At 50.4% G+C, this 18,231-nt stretch carries 24 protein-coding genes; 21 read left to right on the top strand and 3 right to left on the bottom strand.

Annotation, left to right across the window (positions count from 1 at the left end; all coding sequences use genetic code 11):
- Positions 1–2: 2 nt before the first annotated feature.
- Positions 3–1,931, bottom strand: a complete 1,929-nt coding sequence (locus tag FCN78_RS01350) for an ABC transporter ATP-binding protein (RefSeq protein WP_077458655.1) — start codon at positions 1,929–1,931, stop codon at positions 3–5.
- 196 nt (positions 1,932–2,127) lie between these two features.
- Here FCN78_RS01350 and kefG point away from each other — a divergent pair, with 196 nt between their 5' ends.
- From kefG to slyD, 4 genes are read left to right on the top strand one after another with little or no spacing between them, the layout of a single operon-like run.
- Positions 2,128–2,709, top strand: a complete 582-nt coding sequence (kefG, locus tag FCN78_RS01355) for a glutathione-regulated potassium-efflux system ancillary protein KefG (RefSeq protein WP_069361838.1) — start codon at positions 2,128–2,130, stop codon at positions 2,707–2,709.
- On the top strand, positions 2,702–4,501 hold the full coding sequence (gene kefB, locus FCN78_RS01360; RefSeq protein WP_077522052.1) for a glutathione-regulated potassium-efflux system protein KefB: 1,800 nt from the start codon (positions 2,702–2,704) through the stop codon (positions 4,499–4,501). Before kefG ends, kefB begins: the two co-directional genes overlap by 8 nt.
- A gap of 9 nt (positions 4,502–4,510) precedes the next feature.
- Positions 4,511–4,714, top strand: coding sequence for a YheV family putative zinc ribbon protein (locus tag FCN78_RS01365; RefSeq protein ID WP_046074780.1), 204 nt, complete (start codon positions 4,511–4,513; stop codon positions 4,712–4,714).
- Positions 4,715–4,764: 50 nt separating this feature from the next.
- The gene (gene slyD, locus FCN78_RS01370; RefSeq protein ID WP_046074781.1) at positions 4,765–5,256 is read left to right on the top strand and encodes a peptidylprolyl isomerase; all 492 of its coding nucleotides are present in this window, start codon (positions 4,765–4,767) and stop codon (positions 5,254–5,256) included.
- Positions 5,257–5,308: 52 nt separating this feature from the next.
- Here the strand turns inward: slyD and FCN78_RS01375 are convergent, their stop codons facing one another.
- Both FCN78_RS01375 and FCN78_RS01380 read right to left on the bottom strand, forming a co-directional pair.
- Entirely contained in the window at positions 5,309–5,530 is a 222-nt protein-coding gene (locus tag FCN78_RS01375) for a SlyX family protein (RefSeq protein WP_077459360.1), read from the bottom strand.
- 12 nt (positions 5,531–5,542) lie between these two features.
- A complete protein-coding gene (locus FCN78_RS01380; protein ID WP_077522073.1) occupies positions 5,543–6,526 on the bottom strand; it encodes a WD40 repeat domain-containing protein in 984 nt (327 codons plus the stop codon).
- A gap of 126 nt (positions 6,527–6,652) precedes the next feature.
- Between FCN78_RS01380 and fkpA the strand changes: the two genes are divergently transcribed.
- From fkpA to rpsS, 17 genes are all read left to right on the top strand, one after another.
- Positions 6,653–7,438 carry an FKBP-type peptidyl-prolyl cis-trans isomerase gene (gene fkpA / locus FCN78_RS01385; RefSeq protein ID WP_077459362.1) on the top strand — a complete coding sequence of 262 codons (786 nt, stop codon included), beginning with the start codon at positions 6,653–6,655 and terminating at the stop codon, positions 7,436–7,438.
- A 159-nt stretch (positions 7,439–7,597) separates the two neighbouring features.
- Entirely contained in the window at positions 7,598–8,287 is a 690-nt protein-coding gene (locus tag FCN78_RS01390; protein WP_077522054.1) for a helix-turn-helix transcriptional regulator, read from the top strand.
- Positions 8,284–8,676: a sulfurtransferase complex subunit TusD gene (gene tusD, locus FCN78_RS01395; RefSeq protein ID WP_077459366.1), complete on the top strand. Its 393-nt coding sequence runs from the start codon at positions 8,284–8,286 to the stop codon at positions 8,674–8,676. The genes FCN78_RS01390 and tusD overlap by 4 nt, the downstream gene beginning before the upstream one ends.
- 7 nt (positions 8,677–8,683) lie before the next feature.
- Complete coding sequence (gene tusC / locus FCN78_RS01400; protein ID WP_077459368.1) at positions 8,684–9,040, top strand: sulfurtransferase complex subunit TusC; 357 nt, start codon at positions 8,684–8,686, stop codon at positions 9,038–9,040.
- A 10-nt stretch (positions 9,041–9,050) separates the two neighbouring features.
- Positions 9,051–9,341 carry a sulfurtransferase complex subunit TusB gene (tusB, locus tag FCN78_RS01405; RefSeq protein ID WP_069361831.1) on the top strand — a complete coding sequence of 97 codons (291 nt, stop codon included), beginning with the start codon at positions 9,051–9,053 and terminating at the stop codon, positions 9,339–9,341.
- A 177-nt stretch (positions 9,342–9,518) separates the two neighbouring features.
- Positions 9,519–9,893 carry a 30S ribosomal protein S12 gene (gene rpsL, locus FCN78_RS01410; RefSeq protein WP_025673238.1) on the top strand — a complete coding sequence of 125 codons (375 nt, stop codon included), beginning with the start codon at positions 9,519–9,521 and terminating at the stop codon, positions 9,891–9,893.
- A gap of 97 nt (positions 9,894–9,990) precedes the next feature.
- Entirely contained in the window at positions 9,991–10,461 is a 471-nt protein-coding gene (gene rpsG, locus FCN78_RS01415; protein ID WP_025673237.1) for a 30S ribosomal protein S7, read from the top strand.
- Positions 10,462–10,536: 75 nt separating this feature from the next.
- Positions 10,537–12,633: an elongation factor G gene (fusA, locus tag FCN78_RS01420; RefSeq protein WP_077522060.1), complete on the top strand. Its 2,097-nt coding sequence runs from the start codon at positions 10,537–10,539 to the stop codon at positions 12,631–12,633.
- 100 nt (positions 12,634–12,733) lie between these two features.
- A complete protein-coding gene (gene tuf / locus FCN78_RS01425) occupies positions 12,734–13,918 on the top strand; it encodes an elongation factor Tu (protein WP_137317893.1) in 1,185 nt (394 codons plus the stop codon).
- A 186-nt stretch (positions 13,919–14,104) separates the two neighbouring features.
- Positions 14,105–14,296, top strand: coding sequence for a bacterioferritin-associated ferredoxin (bfd, locus tag FCN78_RS01430; RefSeq protein ID WP_046074828.1), 192 nt, complete (start codon positions 14,105–14,107; stop codon positions 14,294–14,296).
- Between the two features lie 74 nt (positions 14,297–14,370).
- Positions 14,371–14,859: a bacterioferritin gene (gene bfr / locus FCN78_RS01435; RefSeq protein WP_077659795.1), complete on the top strand. Its 489-nt coding sequence runs from the start codon at positions 14,371–14,373 to the stop codon at positions 14,857–14,859.
- A 354-nt stretch (positions 14,860–15,213) separates the two neighbouring features.
- Entirely contained in the window at positions 15,214–15,525 is a 312-nt protein-coding gene (rpsJ, locus tag FCN78_RS01440; protein ID WP_002541412.1) for a 30S ribosomal protein S10, read from the top strand.
- Between the two features lie 13 nt (positions 15,526–15,538).
- A complete protein-coding gene (gene rplC, locus FCN78_RS01445; RefSeq protein WP_069362264.1) occupies positions 15,539–16,168 on the top strand; it encodes a 50S ribosomal protein L3 in 630 nt (209 codons plus the stop codon).
- A gap of 16 nt (positions 16,169–16,184) precedes the next feature.
- The gene (gene rplD, locus FCN78_RS01450) at positions 16,185–16,787 is read left to right on the top strand and encodes a 50S ribosomal protein L4 (protein WP_046074792.1); all 603 of its coding nucleotides are present in this window, start codon (positions 16,185–16,187) and stop codon (positions 16,785–16,787) included.
- Positions 16,784–17,086, top strand: coding sequence for a 50S ribosomal protein L23 (gene rplW, locus FCN78_RS01455; protein ID WP_021024465.1), 303 nt, complete (start codon positions 16,784–16,786; stop codon positions 17,084–17,086). Before rplD ends, rplW begins: the two co-directional genes overlap by 4 nt.
- A gap of 19 nt (positions 17,087–17,105) precedes the next feature.
- On the top strand, positions 17,106–17,930 hold the full coding sequence (gene rplB, locus FCN78_RS01460) for a 50S ribosomal protein L2 (protein WP_069362265.1): 825 nt from the start codon (positions 17,106–17,108) through the stop codon (positions 17,928–17,930).
- 20 nt (positions 17,931–17,950) lie between these two features.
- Complete coding sequence (gene rpsS / locus FCN78_RS01465) at positions 17,951–18,229, top strand: 30S ribosomal protein S19 (protein WP_021024467.1); 279 nt, start codon at positions 17,951–17,953, stop codon at positions 18,227–18,229.
- Positions 18,230–18,231 lie beyond the last annotated feature (2 nt).

Raw genomic sequence — 18,231 nt, forward strand, 5'->3', positions numbered from 1 at the left:
GGTTAGTCCTGATTGAATGTCGCCTCCAGGGCTTCCAGCTCTTCTTGTCGCTCCATCCATTCTTGTTCCACCTCTTCGAGCGTCGATTTAGCATCCGCTTGACGTTGCAATTGCGCCGTGAGCCGCGCCTTATTATCACTGTGGTAAATCTCGGGGTCCGCCAACTGATTTTCTGCGTCAGAGATAATGGCAGAGAGTTGTTCTATCTGTGTGTCGAGATTGTCAATTTTTTTCCGCAAAGGCGCGGTTTGCTTACGTAACTCGGCATCGCGGCGTTTTTGTGCTTTACGATCCACCTGTGTTTGTTGCGGCGCCGTTTTCTCCGCGGCCGCTTGTTTTTTGCTCTCAGCGCGATCAGCGCGCTGTTGATCGGTCAGCCAACGGTGATAATCGTTCAAGTCTCCATCAAAGGGTAGCACTGCGCCATTGTCGACCAAATACAAGTCATCGGTGGTGGCGCGCAGCAAGAAGCGATCGTGACTGACAATCACCATCGCACCCTCGTAAGACTGCAAGGCGAGTGTCAGCGCTTGGCGCATATCCAAGTCCAGATGGTTGGTTGGCTCATCGAGTAACAGTAAGTTCGGTTTTTGCCATACCAATAAGGCGAGCACCAAGCGGGCTTTTTCGCCTCCAGAGAAGGGCCCGATGGGCTCGAGCGCCTTGTCGCCTTGAAAGCCAAACCGGCCGAGAAAATCACGTAAGGTTTGCTCAGCGGTGGTGGGGGCTAACCGGTTTAGGTGCTGAAGTGGCGTATCGTCGATGCGCAACGTATCGAGTTGGTGTTGGGCAAAGTAGCCAATTTTCACCCCTTGTGAATAGGTTAATTCACCGGCCATGGCGGGTAAGCTGCCCGCGAGGAGTTTAATCAGGGTCGACTTACCCGCCCCATTGCGCCCCAGCAAGCCAATGCGTGCCCCCGGCACCAGGTTAAGGCGAATGTTTTCAATAATAGGTGTCTTATCATAACCCGCCGCCACTTTGTCCATCATTAAAATGGGGGTGGGTAAGGCGTCCGGCGTGAAGAAGGTAAAACTAAACGGGTTATCGTATTGCGCGGGCAATACCTTCTCCATCCGCTCAAGGGCTTTGATCCGGCTTTGCGCTTGGCGGGCCTTGGTGGCTTTGTAACGAAAGCGATCGATATACGATTGCATGTGGGCAATTTGCTTTTGTTGCTTTTCGTACTGCGCCTGTTGCTGCGCCAATTTTTGCGCGCGCATTTGCTCAAAGTCGGAATAATTACCGGTGTATTCATTGAGCTGTTGATGCTCGATGTGAATGATGCGATTGACAACAGGATCCAAGAAATCCCGGTCGTGAGAGATCAACACCAAGGTACCTGGATATTGCTGTAGCCATTTTTCTAGCCACATAACCGCATCGAGATCTAGGTGGTTAGTGGGTTCATCGAGCAACAATAGATCAGAGCGACATAATAGCGCTTGTGCTAAGTTCAGCCGCATTCGCCAGCCACCTGAGAACTGGGTGAGTGACCAGTGGATTTGTGGTTGGCTAAAGCCCAAACCATCTAATAAGCTGGCCGCACGCGCTTCAATGGTATAACCACCAATGGCATCCAATTTATCGTGTAACATCGCCACCGCGTTACCGTCATCACGAGCTTCGGCGTCGCGTAGGGCTTGCTGTAGCGCGCGGTATTCGCTGTCGCCATCAATCACGTACTCGAGCGCGCTTTTGTCGAGCGCGGGGGTTTCTTGCGCCACCCATGCTACCTGCCACTGACTCGGGTAGTCACAATGGCCGGCATCCAACGATAATTGATGGCGCAGCAAGGCAAACAAGCTCGATTTGCCACAGCCATTTTTGCCCACCAGACCGACTTTGTCGCCCGGTGAGATAGTGGCAGAAGTGTGGTCAAGCAGGGGCTTACCCCCTCGAAGCAGTTGAATATCGGAGAAGCGAATCATGATTTCTCAGTCTGTCTCGGGTTGATGGGTGCGCATTGTCGCGCGGTCGTTATACCAGCTTGATACCGGGATTGCCAAATTCTACCGCGTCATCCCACTGGTCAGACACAGACGGCGCATATTTGTGTGTTAAAGTTAAAAACACGGATAAATGAACAGATTGCGTTCTGACCATAATCATAAGACAAGGAAGCCTATGCCCCGAGATAAGGCTGAAAGCCCCTCTCTTCCCAAGGTACTGGTGATTTTTGCTCACCCCGACCCCGATGAATCTGTTGCCAATCGTCGTTTAATTGAGGCCATTACGCCGCTGGCCCATGTCAGCGTGCACGATATTTACGCCGCCTACCCGGATTTTGTGGTGGACGTCCATCATGAGCGCGCGTTGGTCACTGACGCCGATGTGTTGGTCTTTCAGCATCCACTGCAAATGTATTCCTGTCCGGCGCTGTTGAAAGAGTGGATAGATGTGGTGCTAGGGAAAGGGTTTGCACATGGGCAAGGCGGGGATGCGTTGGCCGGTAAAACCTGCCGCTTTGTGGTGACCACCGGCGGGGCGGCCGAAGCGTTTAGTCAACAAGGTTACAACAAATATTCGATGGCCGAGCTACTGCAGCCTTTTGAGTTAACCGCCTCATTATGTCGGATGTATTGGATCCCACCGTTGGTCTTGCACTGGGCGCGCCGCGTTGGCGATGCTGATCGCGAGGCGTTTGCTGAGATTTATGCCGATTGGCTCGCTGATCCATTGGCGCACCAAGGAGGCGAGGATGGATAACAACCTCTTATCGGTGGCCTTTGTTTTTTTATTGGCGGCGGTGATTGCGGTTCCTCTTGCTCAGCGCTTGGGTATGGGCTCAGTGCTTGGCTATTTGCTGGCAGGCATAGTGATCGGGCCCTGGGGGCTGGGCCTGGTCCGTGATGTGGATGCGATTCTCCATTTTGCCGAATTTGGCGTGGTGCTGCTGCTTTTTCTGATTGGCTTGGAGTTGAACCCCAAAAAGTTGCTCCAGATGCGACGACCGATTATCGGTCTGGGGGGCAGTCAGGTCGTGGTCACAGCGTTGTTTATCGGTGTGATTTGCGCATTGGTCGGCTTGACACTTTCGCAAGCGTTGGTGATTGGGGTTGGCTTGGCGCTTTCTTCAACCGCGATTGCGATGAAGATTATCGAAGATCAACGCCTAATGCGCAGCGAAACCGGGCAAGCGGGATTTGCCGTCTTGCTCTTCCAAGATATAGCGGTGATCCCGATGCTCGCGATGATCCCCGCGCTTGCCGGTGGCAGTGCTGGCAGTTGGCTCGACGTATTATGGATGTTTGTCGGCATTGGTATTTTGCTGGTGGGCGGTCATTTCCTTCTGCGTCCGCTGTTTCGTTTAGTGGCCATGAGCGGCGTCACCGAGCTATTTACAGTGACCTCGCTGGCCTTGGTGATAGGGATTGCCCTCGCCATGCAAGCGTTAGGCCTATCGATGGCGCTGGGGGCGTTTCTTGCGGGCGTATTGCTTGCGGAAAGTGAATACCGTCATGAATTAGAAACCGCGATTGAGCCTTTTAAAGGTTTGTTGCTTGGGCTGTTCTTTATTGCGGTGGGAATGACCGTTGATCTCGGTCTATTGCTCGACTACCCACTGGCCATTCTGGGAGCGGTCGCGGCGTTGATCTTGGTGAAGACCTTGCTGCTTTATAGCTTGGCGCGTGCCTTTGGGGTGGTGCCAAAAGCGCGCAGTCAAATGGCGGTATTACTCAGCCAAGGGGGAGAGTTTGCGTTTGTTATTTTCAATGCAGCGCGTAGCCAGGGCTTACTTGACCAAGAGTTAAACGCGTTTTTGTTGGTGGTGGTGAGCTTGTCGATGATGACCACGCCTTTAATGCTGACGCTTCAACAGCGTTGGTTTGCTCGCACGTTTAATGAGCCTGAAGAAGCGCCACCACAAGGGCAGTTTGAGCAGGCCGATGCGCGCGTGATCATTGCCGGTTTTGGTCGCTTTGGTCAGGTGGTAGGCCGGTTGATGTTCGCCAATAAAATTGGGGTAACCATATTAGAACGTGATCCGACGCAAATTAAGCTGCTACGTCGTTTTGGCTATGAAGTGTATTATGGCGACGCAACCCAGCTCAGTTTATTACGGGCGGCAGGCGCGCATACCGCTGAAGCGATTGTGATTTGTACCGATTCGCCTGATGAAGTGATGGAGATTGTTGATCTTTGTGCGCGCCATTTCCCTAACCTTAAAGTAATGGCGCGGGCGCGGAGTCGTGTCGAGGCCTATCAATTGATGGCACAGGGCGTGGATCAATTCTCGCGTGAAACCTTTTTGGGGGCCCTTGAACTCGGGAGGCAGACGCTAGAGTCACTGGGTATGCATCCGTATAAAGCCAAGCGAGCCGAAATTTTATTTCGTAAGCTGGATATGCGGGTATTGCAAGATCTCTTGCCGCAACACAGCGAAGACTTGGCGACGGCCTCCCGAGCGAAAGAAGCACGCAAAGAGTTGGAAGAAATTTTTGACCGAGAAATGCGTGGTGATAGTGAGCGGCACCAAAGTTGGAATCGAGATGAGTAAGGTGTTGAAGTGAAAAAACGTTTCATTGCTGGGGCAGCGTGCCCGGCGTGCCAACAGCTCGATACGTTACGAGTATGGCGCGAAAATAATATTGACAAAGTAGAGTGTGTCAGCTGCGATTATCATGATAGTCGGTTGCCTGATTCGGCACAACAGTCACACTCTGGTGCCGAGTCAGCAGAGAATGTCATTGGGATCTTTAAACCGGAGTAGGGGATCCGTTATCATCGTCAGTCCATTTACCTTCCGGTCTCGGAGCGAGCATGAAAATTGCAAAAGATGTGGTAGTCAGCCTGGCTTACCAAGTAAAAAATGAAGATGGTGCACTTGTTGACGAATCAACAGCACAAGAGCCTCTCCAATACCTGCACGGTCACCGTAACCTGATTGTAGGTCTTGAGAACGCGCTGGAAGGCCGCGAAAAAGGTGAGAGCTTTGACGTGACTGTAGGCCCAGACGAAGCTTATGGTGACTACCAAGAAGCCATGGTACAACGCGTACCAGCTAACGTATTCCAAGGCGTAGACCAAGTAGAAGTGGGCATGCGCTTTATGGCAGAAACGGACCAAGGCCAAATTCCAGTTGAAGTGACGGAAGTGGATGGTGAAGAAGTGGTAGTTGACGCTAACCACATGCTAGCCGGTCAAACCCTGTCTTTCTCTGTGGAAGTGGTTGACGTTCGCGAAGCGACAGAAGAGGAAGTGTCTCACGGTCATATTCACCAAGACGGTGAAAGCTGTGGTCACGACCACTAAGACGGTATCCGTCTGTGGTGAATGAAAGGCGCCGAATGGCGCCTTTTTCGTATCAATAGTGTGGTGGCGGGGTTTCTTCTGCTTGGCTGGCAATGTTTTCCGGCTCTATGTTTTTTAACTTACTGACTAAGTATTGAATTTGCACTGTCATACGCTCAATGTCCCCTTGCTGCTGGGTTAACGCGTGGTTGAGCTGCTCGATGGTGTCTTCTTGAAAAGCGACCTTATATTCCAGGTCGTCGATTTGCTGCTGTAACTTATCAATCTCGCTCATACTGCTCTCTCGCTATTGCGCGTCGGTTAACCAAGCTTGGGCGATACCGGCGGATGTCCCGGAAATCACTCGCCCGGTGGGGTCGATAGCCACATCATACACGACTGCGCTAGGTGGGCGAGTGTCTGGTTGCGCCAAGGCTTGCCAGCGGCCAATGTTTTCACCGCTTTGTACGTCCCATAATTCGACCCGCTGTGAGGGGGTGCCAGTGGCCAACTGACGGCCATCATCGGAAAAACGGGCACTGGCGTAAATCGCTTGGCGAGCAAAAATATCCAGCTCACTTACCTTTTCACCACTGGGCAAAGACCAAATCACCGCGCGATTGCCGCCATCAGAGACGAACGCGTATTGCCCTTCACGATGCAAGGCCACTTGCTTAACCCGTTGATCATAGGCGAAGTCGTTGATAATTTGCCCCGACTCGGTATCCCAAAAATAGGCATGATGGTCATTTCCCCCTGATAGAACGTAAGCACCATTGGGGGAAATCGCGACCGCATTGACTTTATCGCGATGCGCAAGGAACTCTAGGCGCCTTCCCGTGCCTAAGTCGATGAATAATGCTTTACCGCTAGACATGGCCAGTACCAGCTTTTCACCATTGTTGCTGATCGCGGCATCGCGGATGATGCCGTCAGAAATAGACCAGAGTCCTTGAGACTGGCTCCAAGCCAGATCCCAAACGGCAAAGTTTTGTGCCGTTGCGGTGATAGCGTAGCGCTTATTATCGGAAATATGGCTGACCACGACAGGGTTGGCATTGGGATCTTGCGGCCCTAGCTCCGCCAACTGCTGATTGGTGACCAGATCCCACAGGACAATGTCGGTTTCGTCCGAGGCGAGTAAAGCAAAACGGCCATCGCGGCTAAGACTAAAGCTGGTGGCGCCCTCAGGGTGGATTGACCAGCGCTGGGCTTCTTTGCCAGACTGCCAGCAGCCCGTTAGGCCGCTTAACAGAATAAAAATGCCAACAATGTGGCGGATTTTGGGCATCATACTTGAGTTCCAGAGTGTGCAGCCATATAACCACGAGTATATGGATAGAATCAGGCTTTCGCATGGTGGATGCGTCAGTAAATACAATACGAGGATTAATCCTTACCATCAACGGAGTACCCAATGAAATCAGTAATGAAGATGTCGCTACTCGCGGCAACCGTTGCCTTTGCCGTCGGCTGTCAACAAGAAGACGCAAAAGTAGAGCAAACCAATCAAGCGGCTGAACAAGCCGAAGCGGCGTTTGCCAACGAAGACGACAAAGCAGCCTACGCGATTGGCGCTTCTTTGGCGCAATACCTCAACGCCAACTTGGAGCAGCAGGCCGAAATTGGTCTCGAGCTGGATAAAGAGGTGGTATTGCAAGGGGTGCAAGACGTCTTTCAAGGTGAGTCAAAGTTAACCGATGAGCAAGCACAGTCGGCGTTGCAATCGCTTGATCAGCGTGTGACCAAGCTTGCCCAGCAACAAGCAAAAGAAAAAGCAGAAGCCGCGATCGCTGACGGTGAAAAATACCGCACTGAGTTCGCGCAGAAAGAAGGCGTGAAAGAAACTGATTCTGGGCTGTTGTACAAAGTCGATAGCATGGGTGATGGTGAGAAGCCATCAGCAGAAGATACGGTTGTGGTGCATTATAAAGGTACCCTGACTGACGGTACGCAATTCGATAGCTCATACGATCGTGGTGAACCGGCCACTTTCCCACTCAATCGTGTGATCCCTGGCTGGACTGAAGGGGTGCAGCTGATGCCGGTCGGCTCTAAGTTTACCTTTGTTGTACCGCCAGAGCTGGCTTATGGTGACCAAGACACCGCATCGATTCCTGCCAACTCAACCTTGGTATTTGATGTTGAGTTACTCGAAATCAAAGATGATGCAAAAGAAGGTGATAGCGCGAGCCAAGGCTAAAAGCTAAGGCCTTAACCCGTGATACCAGCCCCGGCGTTGCCGGGGCTTTTTGCATTTTTAGATAGGAATTCTGTTAAACTGAGCGCAGAGCAATAAAGATAAATGGTCGAATAAGGGTAGGCGTACGTGGTACCGACAGAGGGTTTTGGCGCGAACATTATGACGGAAAGTGAGCTCATCGAGCCCAATCCACTTAACCAACAAGACAGCATTATCTTGCAGTCCTACTCGGCCGTGGTCGATGGGCTGGCCGCCTTGATTGGTGAGCACTGTGAAATCGTGCTGCATGCATTAGACGATTTAAATAAGTCGGCGATAAAAATCGCCAACGGTGAAAATACCGGGCGTCAGGTGGGTTCACCCATCACTGACTTAGCCTTGCGCATGCTGCGTGATATCGAGGGCTCCGAGCGCAACTTCTCTCGCGCTTACTTTACCCGCGCGAAAAGTGGCACCTTGATGAAATCAATCACGGTGGCCATTCGTAACGGGGACAACCGCATCATTGGGCTGTTATGTATCAATATCAATTTAGACGCGCCTTTTTCTCAGGTACTGCAAGCCTTCATCCCCGACGACCAAGCGAAGCAAGCGGCCTCATCGGTTAATTTTGCCAGTGATGTGGAAGAGCTGGTGGATCAAACGGTCGAGCGTACCGTTGAAGAAGTGAACGCCGATAAAAGCGTGTCTAACAATACCAAAAACCGCCAAATCGTCATGGCGCTCTATGATAAAGGGATTTTTGATATCAAAGATGCCATTAATCGGGTCGCGGCTAGGCTTAATATTTCTAAACACACGGTGTACCTCTACGTTAGACAACGTAAAACCGAAGAGGCGGCGTCATGAAATTGCAATATGTGTTAGTGGTCACTGAGCCGGCTTACGGCACACAAATGGCACGTACCGCGTATCAGTTTGCTTGTGCGGCAATAGAGGCTGGGCATCAAGTCAGTAAGGTATTTTTCTATCAAGATGGTGTATTGAATGGGGCAGCGAGCACTGTCCCTGCAAATGATGAATTTGATTTGGTGGGCGCGTGGCAAACTCTCGCGCGAGATCATCAGGTGCAACTGGAAACGTGCGTGGCGGCGGCGCTGCGCCGTGGTGTGATCAGTGATCAGGAAGCGGCACAACATGGGTTATCGCAAAGCACCTTGGCAACCGACTTTTCCCAAGCGGGGCTTGGGGCGCTGGCGGAAGCTTTATTGACCGCCGACCGTGTGATGCAATTTTAAGAGGGCAGTGATGAAAATAGGGTTTGTTTTTTCCTCGGCACCTCATGGCAGCGCAAGTGGCCGAGAAGGGCTTGATGCACTGCTTGCTGCGTCCGCCTTTTGTGACAACTTGGTGGTGTTTTTTATCGGCGACGGTGTCTTTCAATTGCTTGAAGGGCAGCAACCGAGCCAGATTTTGAGCCGTGACTATATCGCCAGCTTTAAAATGCTCCCCTTGTGTGATGTCGAAGCGATTTATGCCTGTCAGGCCTCGTTGACCGCACGAGGACTTGAGCAAACGTCTACGGTGCTGTCGACTCAAGCGTTATCCGTCGAGCAAATCAAAACGCAGCTGTCAGGCTGCGATCGCATTCTACATTTTTAAGGAGAAGGCCGTGCTTCACCTGGTCAAACACTCACCATACAGCCGTCAAGCCTTGGCACAGTGCTTAGACTACGCGCCATCGAACAGTGCGATTGTCTTGATCAGTGATGCTGTTGTCGCCGGGGTGGCGGGGAGCGAGTGGGCAATCCGATTGTTTACCGAGACGCATGCTGTTTATTTGCTGAAAGAGGATGTGGACGCTCGTGGGCTTGGTGAGAAACTACACCCCAGTGCTGAGCTGATTGATATGCATCAATTGGTCGATTTGAGCGCTGAACATGTCACGCAAATGACATGGTAATCGGCTAGTCTTGGTCGTGTGTGAAAATCCCCCGCGTGCTGTTCGAAAAACAAACAATGCAAAGATCTCTGTATAAATCTTGACACCCCATACCCCGACGCCTAAAATTTCGCGTCCCTGTTGTATTGGGGCTAGATTTTTCACACTTATACGTTAAGTAATATCAGGAGCTATTTAATGGCAACTATTAACCAGCTGGTTCGCAAGCCACGCTTGAAGCAAGTTGCGAAAAGCAACGTGCCTGCGTTGGAAGCGTGTCCACAAAAACGTGGTGTATGTACTCGTGTTTACACCACTACTCCAAAGAAACCAAACTCTGCACTGCGTAAAGTATGCCGTGTGCGTTTGACCAATGGCTTTGAAGTCACCTCTTACATTGGTGGTGAAGGCCACAACCTGCAAGAGCACAGTGTTGTGCTTATCCGCGGCGGTCGTGTTAAAGACTTGCCGGGTGTGCGTTACCACACTGTTCGTGGCGCACTTGACTGTGCAGGCGTTAACGGCCGTAAACAAGGTCGTTCTAAGTACGGTGTGAAGCGTCCTAAGTCTTAATGGATTCCGTTAAGTAAGGCCAAACACTCAAACAATTGAATTTTGAAAAAACTGAAAAGTTTTGGATAAAACCTGAAGAAGACAACGGAGATAATCCATGCCACGTCGTCGCGTAATTGGTCAGCGTAAAATTCTTCCAGATCCTAAGTTCGGATCAGAATTGCTGGCAAAATTTGTAAACATCCTGATGGTTGACGGTAAGAAGTCAACGGCTGAAAAAATCGTTTATGGTGCACTAGACATCATGGCTGAGCGTTCTGGTAAAGAGCACTTGGCTGTATTCGAACAAGCTCTTGAAAACGTACGCCCAGCGGTCGAGGTTAAATCTCGCCGTGTAGGTGGTTCAACTTACCAAGTGCCAGTAGAAGTACGTCCTGTACGTCGTAACGCACTGGCTATGCGTTGGTTGGTTGAAGCCGCTCGTAAGCGTGGTGAAAAATCTATGGCTCAGCGCCTAGCAAGCGAGATGCTAGACGCGTCAGAAAACAAAGGTACTGCTGTTAAGAAACGTGAAGACGTTCACCGTATGGCAGACGCGAACAAAGCGTTCGCACATTACCGCTGGTAATGCCTTCATGGCGTGTCCCACTCGGGGCACGCCAAACCCATTTTCTAAGGTTAACCTTAGCAAGAGGATACTATTGTGGCTCGTAAAACCCCTATCGAGCGCTACCGTAACATCGGTATTTGTGCTCACGTAGACGCCGGTAAAACCACGACTACCGAGCGGATCCTGTTCTACACAGGTCTGTCACACAAAATCGGTGAGGTACACGACGGCGCCGCTACCATGGACTGGATGTCGCAAGAGCAGGAGCGTGGTATCACCATCACCTCAGCCGCGACCACGACTTTCTGGGCCGGTTCTGATCAGCAGTTCAAACAACACCGCGTAAACATCATCGATACTCCTGGACACGTTGACTTCACTATCGAAGTTGAGCGTTCTTTGCGTGTGCTTGATGGTGCGGTGGTTGTATTCTGTGGTTCATCAGGTGTTGAGCCTCAGTCTGAAACCGTATGGCGTCAGGCTGATAAATACGAAGTACCGCGTATGGTATTCGTCAACAAGATGGACCGTGCGGGTGCTGATTACCTGCGCGTTGTTGATCAAATCAAAAACCGTCTTGGCGCACACCCTGTGCCAATTCACTTGAACATTGGTGCAGAAGACCAGTTCAAGGGCGTGATTGACCTGATCAAAATGAAAGCGATCAACTGGAACGAAGCAGACATGGGTATGACTTATACCTATGAAGAAATTCCAGACGATCTGAAAGAGCAAGCAGAAGAGTGGCACAACTTCTTGGTTGAGTCTGCTGCTGAAGCCTCTGAAGAGCTGATGGACAAATACCTTGAAGAAGGTGAGTTGTCTGAAGAAGAAATCAAGACAGCCCTGCGTCAGCGTACCCTTGATAACGAAATCGTACTGGCAACATGTGGTTCTGCGTTTAAGAACAAAGGCGTTCAGGCAGTACTGGATGCGGTTATCGAATACTTGCCATCACCGATTGATGTGAAGTCAATCAAAGGTGAAGACGAAGACGGTAACCCAATCGCACGTCACGCTGACGACAAAGAACCGTTTGCAGCATTGGCATTTAAAGTCGCGACTGACCCATTCGTAGGTACGTTGACCTTTATGCGTGTTTACTCAGGTGTGGTTAACTCTGGCGACACTGTCTATAACTCAGTGAAGCAAAAGCGTGAGCGTTTGGGTCGTATCGTACAGATGCACTCTAACAAGCGTGAAGAGATCAAAGAAATCCGTGCCGGTGACATCGCTGCTGCGGTTGGTCTGAAAGACGTGACCACGGGTGATACCCTATGTTCAATGGATTCAAAAGTAATCCTAGAGCGCATGGAGTTCCCTGATCCGGTTATCCAGATCGCGGTTGAGCCTAAGTCTAAAGCTGACCAAGAGAAAATGGGTATCGCGCTAGGTAAACTGGCGGCAGAAGATCCATCTTTCCGCGTTGAGTCTGACGAAGAGTCTGGCCAGACCCTGATCTCGGGTATGGGTGAGCTTCACCTAGACATCATCGTTGACCGTATGCGTCGCGAATTTAACGTTGAGTGTAACGTTGGTAAGCCACAGGTTGCTTATCGCGAAACCATCCGTGGTAGCACCAAAGTTGAAGGTAAGTTCGTTAAGCAGTCTGGTGGTCGTGGTCAGTACGGTCACGTATGGCTGAAAATCGAACCATCAGAGCCAAACGAAGGCTTTGTCTTTGTTGACGAAATCGTTGGTGGTGTGGTTCCACGTGAATACATCAGTTCGGTTTCTAAAGGTATCGAAGAGCAGATGGCCAACGGTGTACTCGCTGGCTATCCGGTACTTGACGTTAAGGCAACCTTGTTCGATGGTTCTTACCACGATGTTGACTCTAACGAAATGGCGTTTAAGATCGCCGCATCAATGGCATTCAAGAAAGGTGCTCACGACGCGCAGCCTGTTATGCTTGAGCCAATGATGAAGGTTGAAGTAACCACGCCAGAAGAGTGGATGGGTGACGTTGTCGGTGACTTGAACCGTCGTCGTGGCCTGATCGGTGGTATGGATGAAGGCCCAGCGGGTCTGAAGATCGTACGTGCCCAGGTTCCACTGTCTGAAATGTTCGGTTACGCTACTGACCTACGTAGTGCAACACAAGGCCGTGCATCTTACTCGATGGAATTCAGCGAGTACGGGGAAGTGCCTAAGAACATCGCTGACGCCCTGATCGCAGAGCGTAGCTAATTATTTTGGTCCAGATGCCGACATCGTGCTCGGCATCAAACACTGACTTCTGAGTTATTAGGCCAAGTCCTTTAACTCACAACTAGGAAGGAAGACGATCGTGTCTAAAGAAAAATTTGAACGTACGAAAACGCACGTTAACGTTGGTACTATCGGCCACGTTGACCATGGTAAAACTACGCTAACTGCCGCTATCTGTACGGTACTTGCAAAAGTACACGGCGGTGCAGCGCGTGATTTCGCGTCAATCGATAACGCACCAGAAGAGCGTGATCGTGGTATCACCATCGCAACGTCTCACGTTGAGTACGATACACCGACTCGCCACTACGCACACGTTGACTGCCCAGGACACGCTGACTATGTGAAAAACATGATCACCGGTGCGGCGCAGATGGACGGTGGTATCCTGGTTGTTGCGGCAACTGATGGCCCAATGCCACAGACGCGTGAGCACATCCTACTTGGCCGTCAGGTTGGTATTCCAAACATCATCGTGTTCATGAACAAATGTGACATGGTTGATGACGAAGAGCTGCTTGAGCTGGTTGAAATGGAAGTTCGTGAGCTACTTTCAGAGTATGACTTCCCAGGTGACGACTGCCCAGTTATTCAAGGTTCTGCACTGGGTGCCCTGAACGGTGAAGAGCAGTGGGAGCAGAAGATTGTTGAACTAGCAGAAGCGCTAGATTCTTACATCCCAGAGCCGGAGCGTGCGATCGACAAGCCGTTCATCCTGCCAATCGAAGACGTCTTCTCAATCCAAGGCCGTGGTACGGTTGTAACCGGTCGTGTTGAGCAAGGCATCATCACTGTAGGTGACGACGTTGAAATCGTGGGCATGAAAGACACCGCGAAGACCACCTGTACTGGTGTTGAGATGTTCCGTAAGCTTCTAGACGAAGGCCGTGCGGGTGAGAACGTTGGTGTTCTTCTGCGTGGTACTAAGCGTGACGAAGTTGAGCGTGGCCAAGTACTGGCGAAGCCGGGTTCAATCACTCCGCACACTAAGTTCGAGTCAGAAGTTTACGTGCTGGGTAAAGACGAAGGTGGCCGTCATACGCCATTCTTCAAAGGCTATCGTCCACAGTTCTACTTCCGTACTACTGACGTAACCGGTACTATCGAGCTGCCAGAAGGCGTTGAGATGGTAATGCCTGGTGACAACATCAAGATGGTTGTTGAGCTGATCGCACCTATCGCGATGGACGAAGGTCTACGTTTCGCTATCCGTGAAGGTGGCCGTACTGTAGGCGCGGGTGTTGTTGCTAACATCATCGCTTAATTTGATAGACGCTGAGTCTTATCAACCAAAGGGAGCGCATTGCGCTCCCTTTCTGTTTGCCCTTTCTTTGACGATACCTTGATATAAATGAGCTAGCCATCAATAACTAAGCGTTATATAAAAAGTCTTTACCCCGAAAGCAATGCGAACTATTCTCGTTATAGTTCATGTTTTGAGATGACTGAGATGTTAGTTTGTATCTGCCACAGCGTATCGGATAAGACCATTAAGCATTGGGTGCGTCAGCAAGGCGTCACCAGTATCCGTGAGTTACGCCAGCTGACGCCTCTGGGGTCGCAATGTGGTAAATGTGTACGCCAAGCCAAAGAGGTGATTTACGACGAGAGCCAACTGATCACGCTGCAAAAAGCGAGTTAACCTGCAGTCAATATTTGACAGCCTCCTTATGGGTTCTACATTTGTAAAGTAGAACCCATAAGGAGGCTTTTGCCATGAAAGGCGATCCAAAATCGATAGCATTTCTCAACACGGTACTCGGTAACGAACTGATTGCGATTAATCAGTATTTTTTGCATGCGCGCATGCTTAAAGACTGGGGCTTAAAAGTCATCGCGGACAAAGAGTATGAAGAGTCCATTGATGAGATGAAGCATGCGGACAAGCTCATTGAGCGTATCTTGTTTTTAGAAGGGACGCCCAATCTGCAAGATTTAGGTAAGTTACGTATTGGTGAAGACACGCAAGAGATCTTCGAATGTGATCTTGCGCTGGAGATGCAAGCGCACGAAGACTTGAAAGAAGCCATTGCTTACACCGAAAGCATCCGCGATTTTGTGTCGCGAGATCTGTTCCAGTATATCCTCGACGACGAAGAAGAACATATTGATTGGCTCGAAACTCAGCTGGGTCTGGTCGATAAAGTGGGTATCGCCAATTACAACCAAGCACAAATCATCGAAGACGCCAGTGATAAAGCCTAAGGCGGCGCTCAACGTAGTAAGGTAGATAAACGCACCCAGTCGGGTGCGTTTTTGTTTGGGCTTATTTTTTAACTAAGGCTTGCAAAGCTATCGCGCATCGGTATAATGCCCGGCACTGCTTAAGTCATTGCGACTTCCGACGCAGTTGTGAACCAATGAGCATCGAGGAATGGAACAGTAAACTGTTCGTTTAATGTATACTCCGCTTATGTTCGCAGTCATAGAATAATGGCTGACAATGTGCCTAATTTTGGCACTACGGTTTCACATAAATTAATCGGCATTCCCTCGTCTTAATGAGGTGGAATGGCGATATTGTTTGTGTAAATATTTTAGAATTTGGAGCTCTGTCTCATGCAGAACCAACGTATCCGTATCCGCCTTAAGGCGTTCGATCATCGCTTGATCGATCAGTCTACCGCGGAAATCGTTGAAACCGCTAAGCGCACTGGCGCACAGGTTAAGGGACCAATCCCTCTACCTACTCGTAAAGAGCGCTTCACCGTTCTTATTTCTCCGCACGTAAACAAAGACGCACGTGACCAGTACGAAATCCGTACTCACAAACGTCTGATCGACATCGTTGAGCCAACAGATAAAACTGTTGACGCTCTGATGCGTCTTGACCTTGCTGCGGGCGTTGATGTTCAAATCAGCCTGGGTTAAGGGGGAGTAGATAATGATTGGTCTAGTCGGTCGTAAAGTCGGTATGACTCGCATCTTCAACGAAGATGGCGTTTCTATCCCGGTCACCGTAGTTGAAGTTGAAGCGAACCGTGTTGCTCAGGTGCGTAAGCCTGACGTTGACGGTTATGCCGCAATTCAAATCACTACAGGCGAGAAGAAAGCAAGCCGTGTCAACAAGGCACAAGCTGGTCACTTTGCGAAAGCAGGTGTTGAAGCAGGCCGCGGTTTGTGGGAATTCCGTCTGGAAAATGGTGAAGAGTTCGAAGTTGGCGCTGAGCTAAACGTTGATCTTTTCGCTGAAATCAAAAAAGTAGACGTTACTGGCACGTCAAAAGGTAAGGGCTTCCAAGGCGGCGTTAAGCGTTGGAATTTCCGTACTCAAGACATGAGCCACGGTAACTCTTTGTCTCACCGTGCGCCTGGTTCTATCGGTCAATGTCAGAGCCCAGGTCGCGTATTCAAAGGCAAAAAAATGGCAGGTCACATGGGTGCTGAGCGTGTAACGACTCAAAACCTAGAGATCGTACGTGTTGACGCTGAGCGCAATCTGCTTCTTATCAAAGGTGCAGTCCCAGGTGCGACAGGTGGCAACGTGATCGTTAAACCAGCCGTTAAAGCGTAACGTCGAGGAGATAGTAATGGAATTGGTAGTCAAAGGCGCCGACGCGCTAACTGTTTCCGAAACTACCTTCGGGCGTGAATTCAACGAGTCCCTGGTTCACCAGGTAGTCGTTGCATACGCAGCTGGTGCCCGTCAAGGTACTCGCGCTCAGAAAACTCGTTCAGACGTGTCTGGTGGCGGTGCTAAGCCATGGCGTCAGAAGGGTACTGGTCGCGCCCGTGCAGGTACAATCCGCAGCCCAATCTGGCGCAGCGGTGGTGTCACTTTCGCAGCACGTCCTCAGGATCATGCTCAGAAAGTAAACAAAAAGATGTACCGTGGTGCTCTTAAGAGCATCCTGTCAGAGCTGGTTCGTCAAGAGCGTTTGATCGTTGTTGATAACTTCTCTGTTGAAGCACCAAAAACTAAAGAGCTTGTCGCTAAGCTGAAAGAGCTTGAGCTGAACGATGCTCTGATCGTCACTGCCGAAGTTGATGAGAACCTGTTCCTTGCCGCACGTAACCTTTATAAGGTTGACGTACGCGATACAGATACCATCGACCCAGTTAGCTTGATCGCTTTCGACAAAGTCGTGATGACTGCTGATGCAGTTAAACAAGTTGAGGAGATGCTGGCATGATCACTGAAGAGCGTATCCTAAAAGTTCTGCGTGCTCCGCACATCTCTGAAAAAGCGACGATGGCCGCTGAAAACAACAACACTGTTGTATTCAAAGTCGCCAAAGAAGCTACGAAAAAAGAGATCAAAGCGGCAGTTGAAAAACTGTTCGAAGTTGAAGTGAAGTCTGTTCGTACTCTTCTCGTTAAGGGTAAGACCAAACGTCAAGGTATGCGTGAAGGCCGTCGTAGCGACTGGAAAAAAGCGTATGTTGCCTTGAAAGAAGGTCAGGACATCGACTTCGTTGGCGGCGCTGAGTAAGACGGAGGAGTAAAAGCAAATGGCTATTATGAAATGTAAGCCGACTTCACCGGGTCGTCGTCACCTTGTTAAAGTGGTTAACCATGATCTTTATAAAGGTAAACCATATGCACCACTGCTAGAGAAAAACTCTAAGTCAGGCGGTCGCAATAACAACGGTCGAATCACAGTGCGTAACATCGGTGGTGGTCACAAGCATCATTACCGTGTAATTGACTTCAAACGTACTAAAGACGGTATCCCAGCGAAAGTTGAGCGTCTTGAGTATGATCCGAACCGTAGTGCAAACATCGCGCTTGTACTGTATTCGGACGGTGAACGTCGTTACATCATCGCACCAAAAGGCCTAAAAGCCGGTGATCAGATCCAATCTGGTGCAGATTCAGCTATCAAGGTAGGTAACACCCTACCAATGCGTAACATCCCAGTGGGTTCTACTATCCACAATATCGAGCTTAAGCCTGGTAAAGGTGGTCAGTTAGCTCGTTCTGCGGGTGCTTATGCGCAAATCGTAGCTCGTGACGGCGCGTACGTCACACTCCGCCTGCGCAGCGGTGAAATGCGTAAGGTTCTTGCTGAAGGTCGTGCGACTCTTGGTGAAGTGGGTAACTCTGAGCACATGCTACGCGAACTGGGTAAAGCCGGTGCCGCGCGCTGGAAAGGCGCACGTCCAAGCGTACGTGGTGTTGCAATGAACCCGATTGACCACCCACACGGTGGTGGTGAAGGCCGTACCTCAGGTGGTCGTCATCCAGTATCACCATGGGGCATGCCAACTAAAGGCTTCAAGACCCGTAAGAACAAACGTACCGACAAGTACATCGTACGTCGTCGTAACAAGTAATTATTATCAGAGGATAAGCCATGCCACGTTCTCTCAAGAAAGGTCCTTTTATTGACCTGCACTTGCTGAAGAAGGTAGAGAAAGCGGTGGAAAGCGGTGACAAGAAGCCTTTAAAGACTTGGTCCCGTCGTTCAATGATCATCCCACAGATGATCGGATTGACCATCGCTGTCCATAATGGTCGTCAGCACGTACCCGTTTTCGTTTCTGAAGAAATGATCGGTCACAAGCTGGGCGAGTTTGCACCAACACGTACTTATCGCGGCCACGCTGCTGATAAGAAAGCTAAGAAGCGTTAAGG

Origin of the sequence: Salinivibrio kushneri (genome assembly GCF_005280275.1) — a bacterium.
In the GTDB taxonomy this organism is placed as follows: domain Bacteria; phylum Pseudomonadota; class Gammaproteobacteria; order Enterobacterales; family Vibrionaceae; genus Salinivibrio; species Salinivibrio kushneri.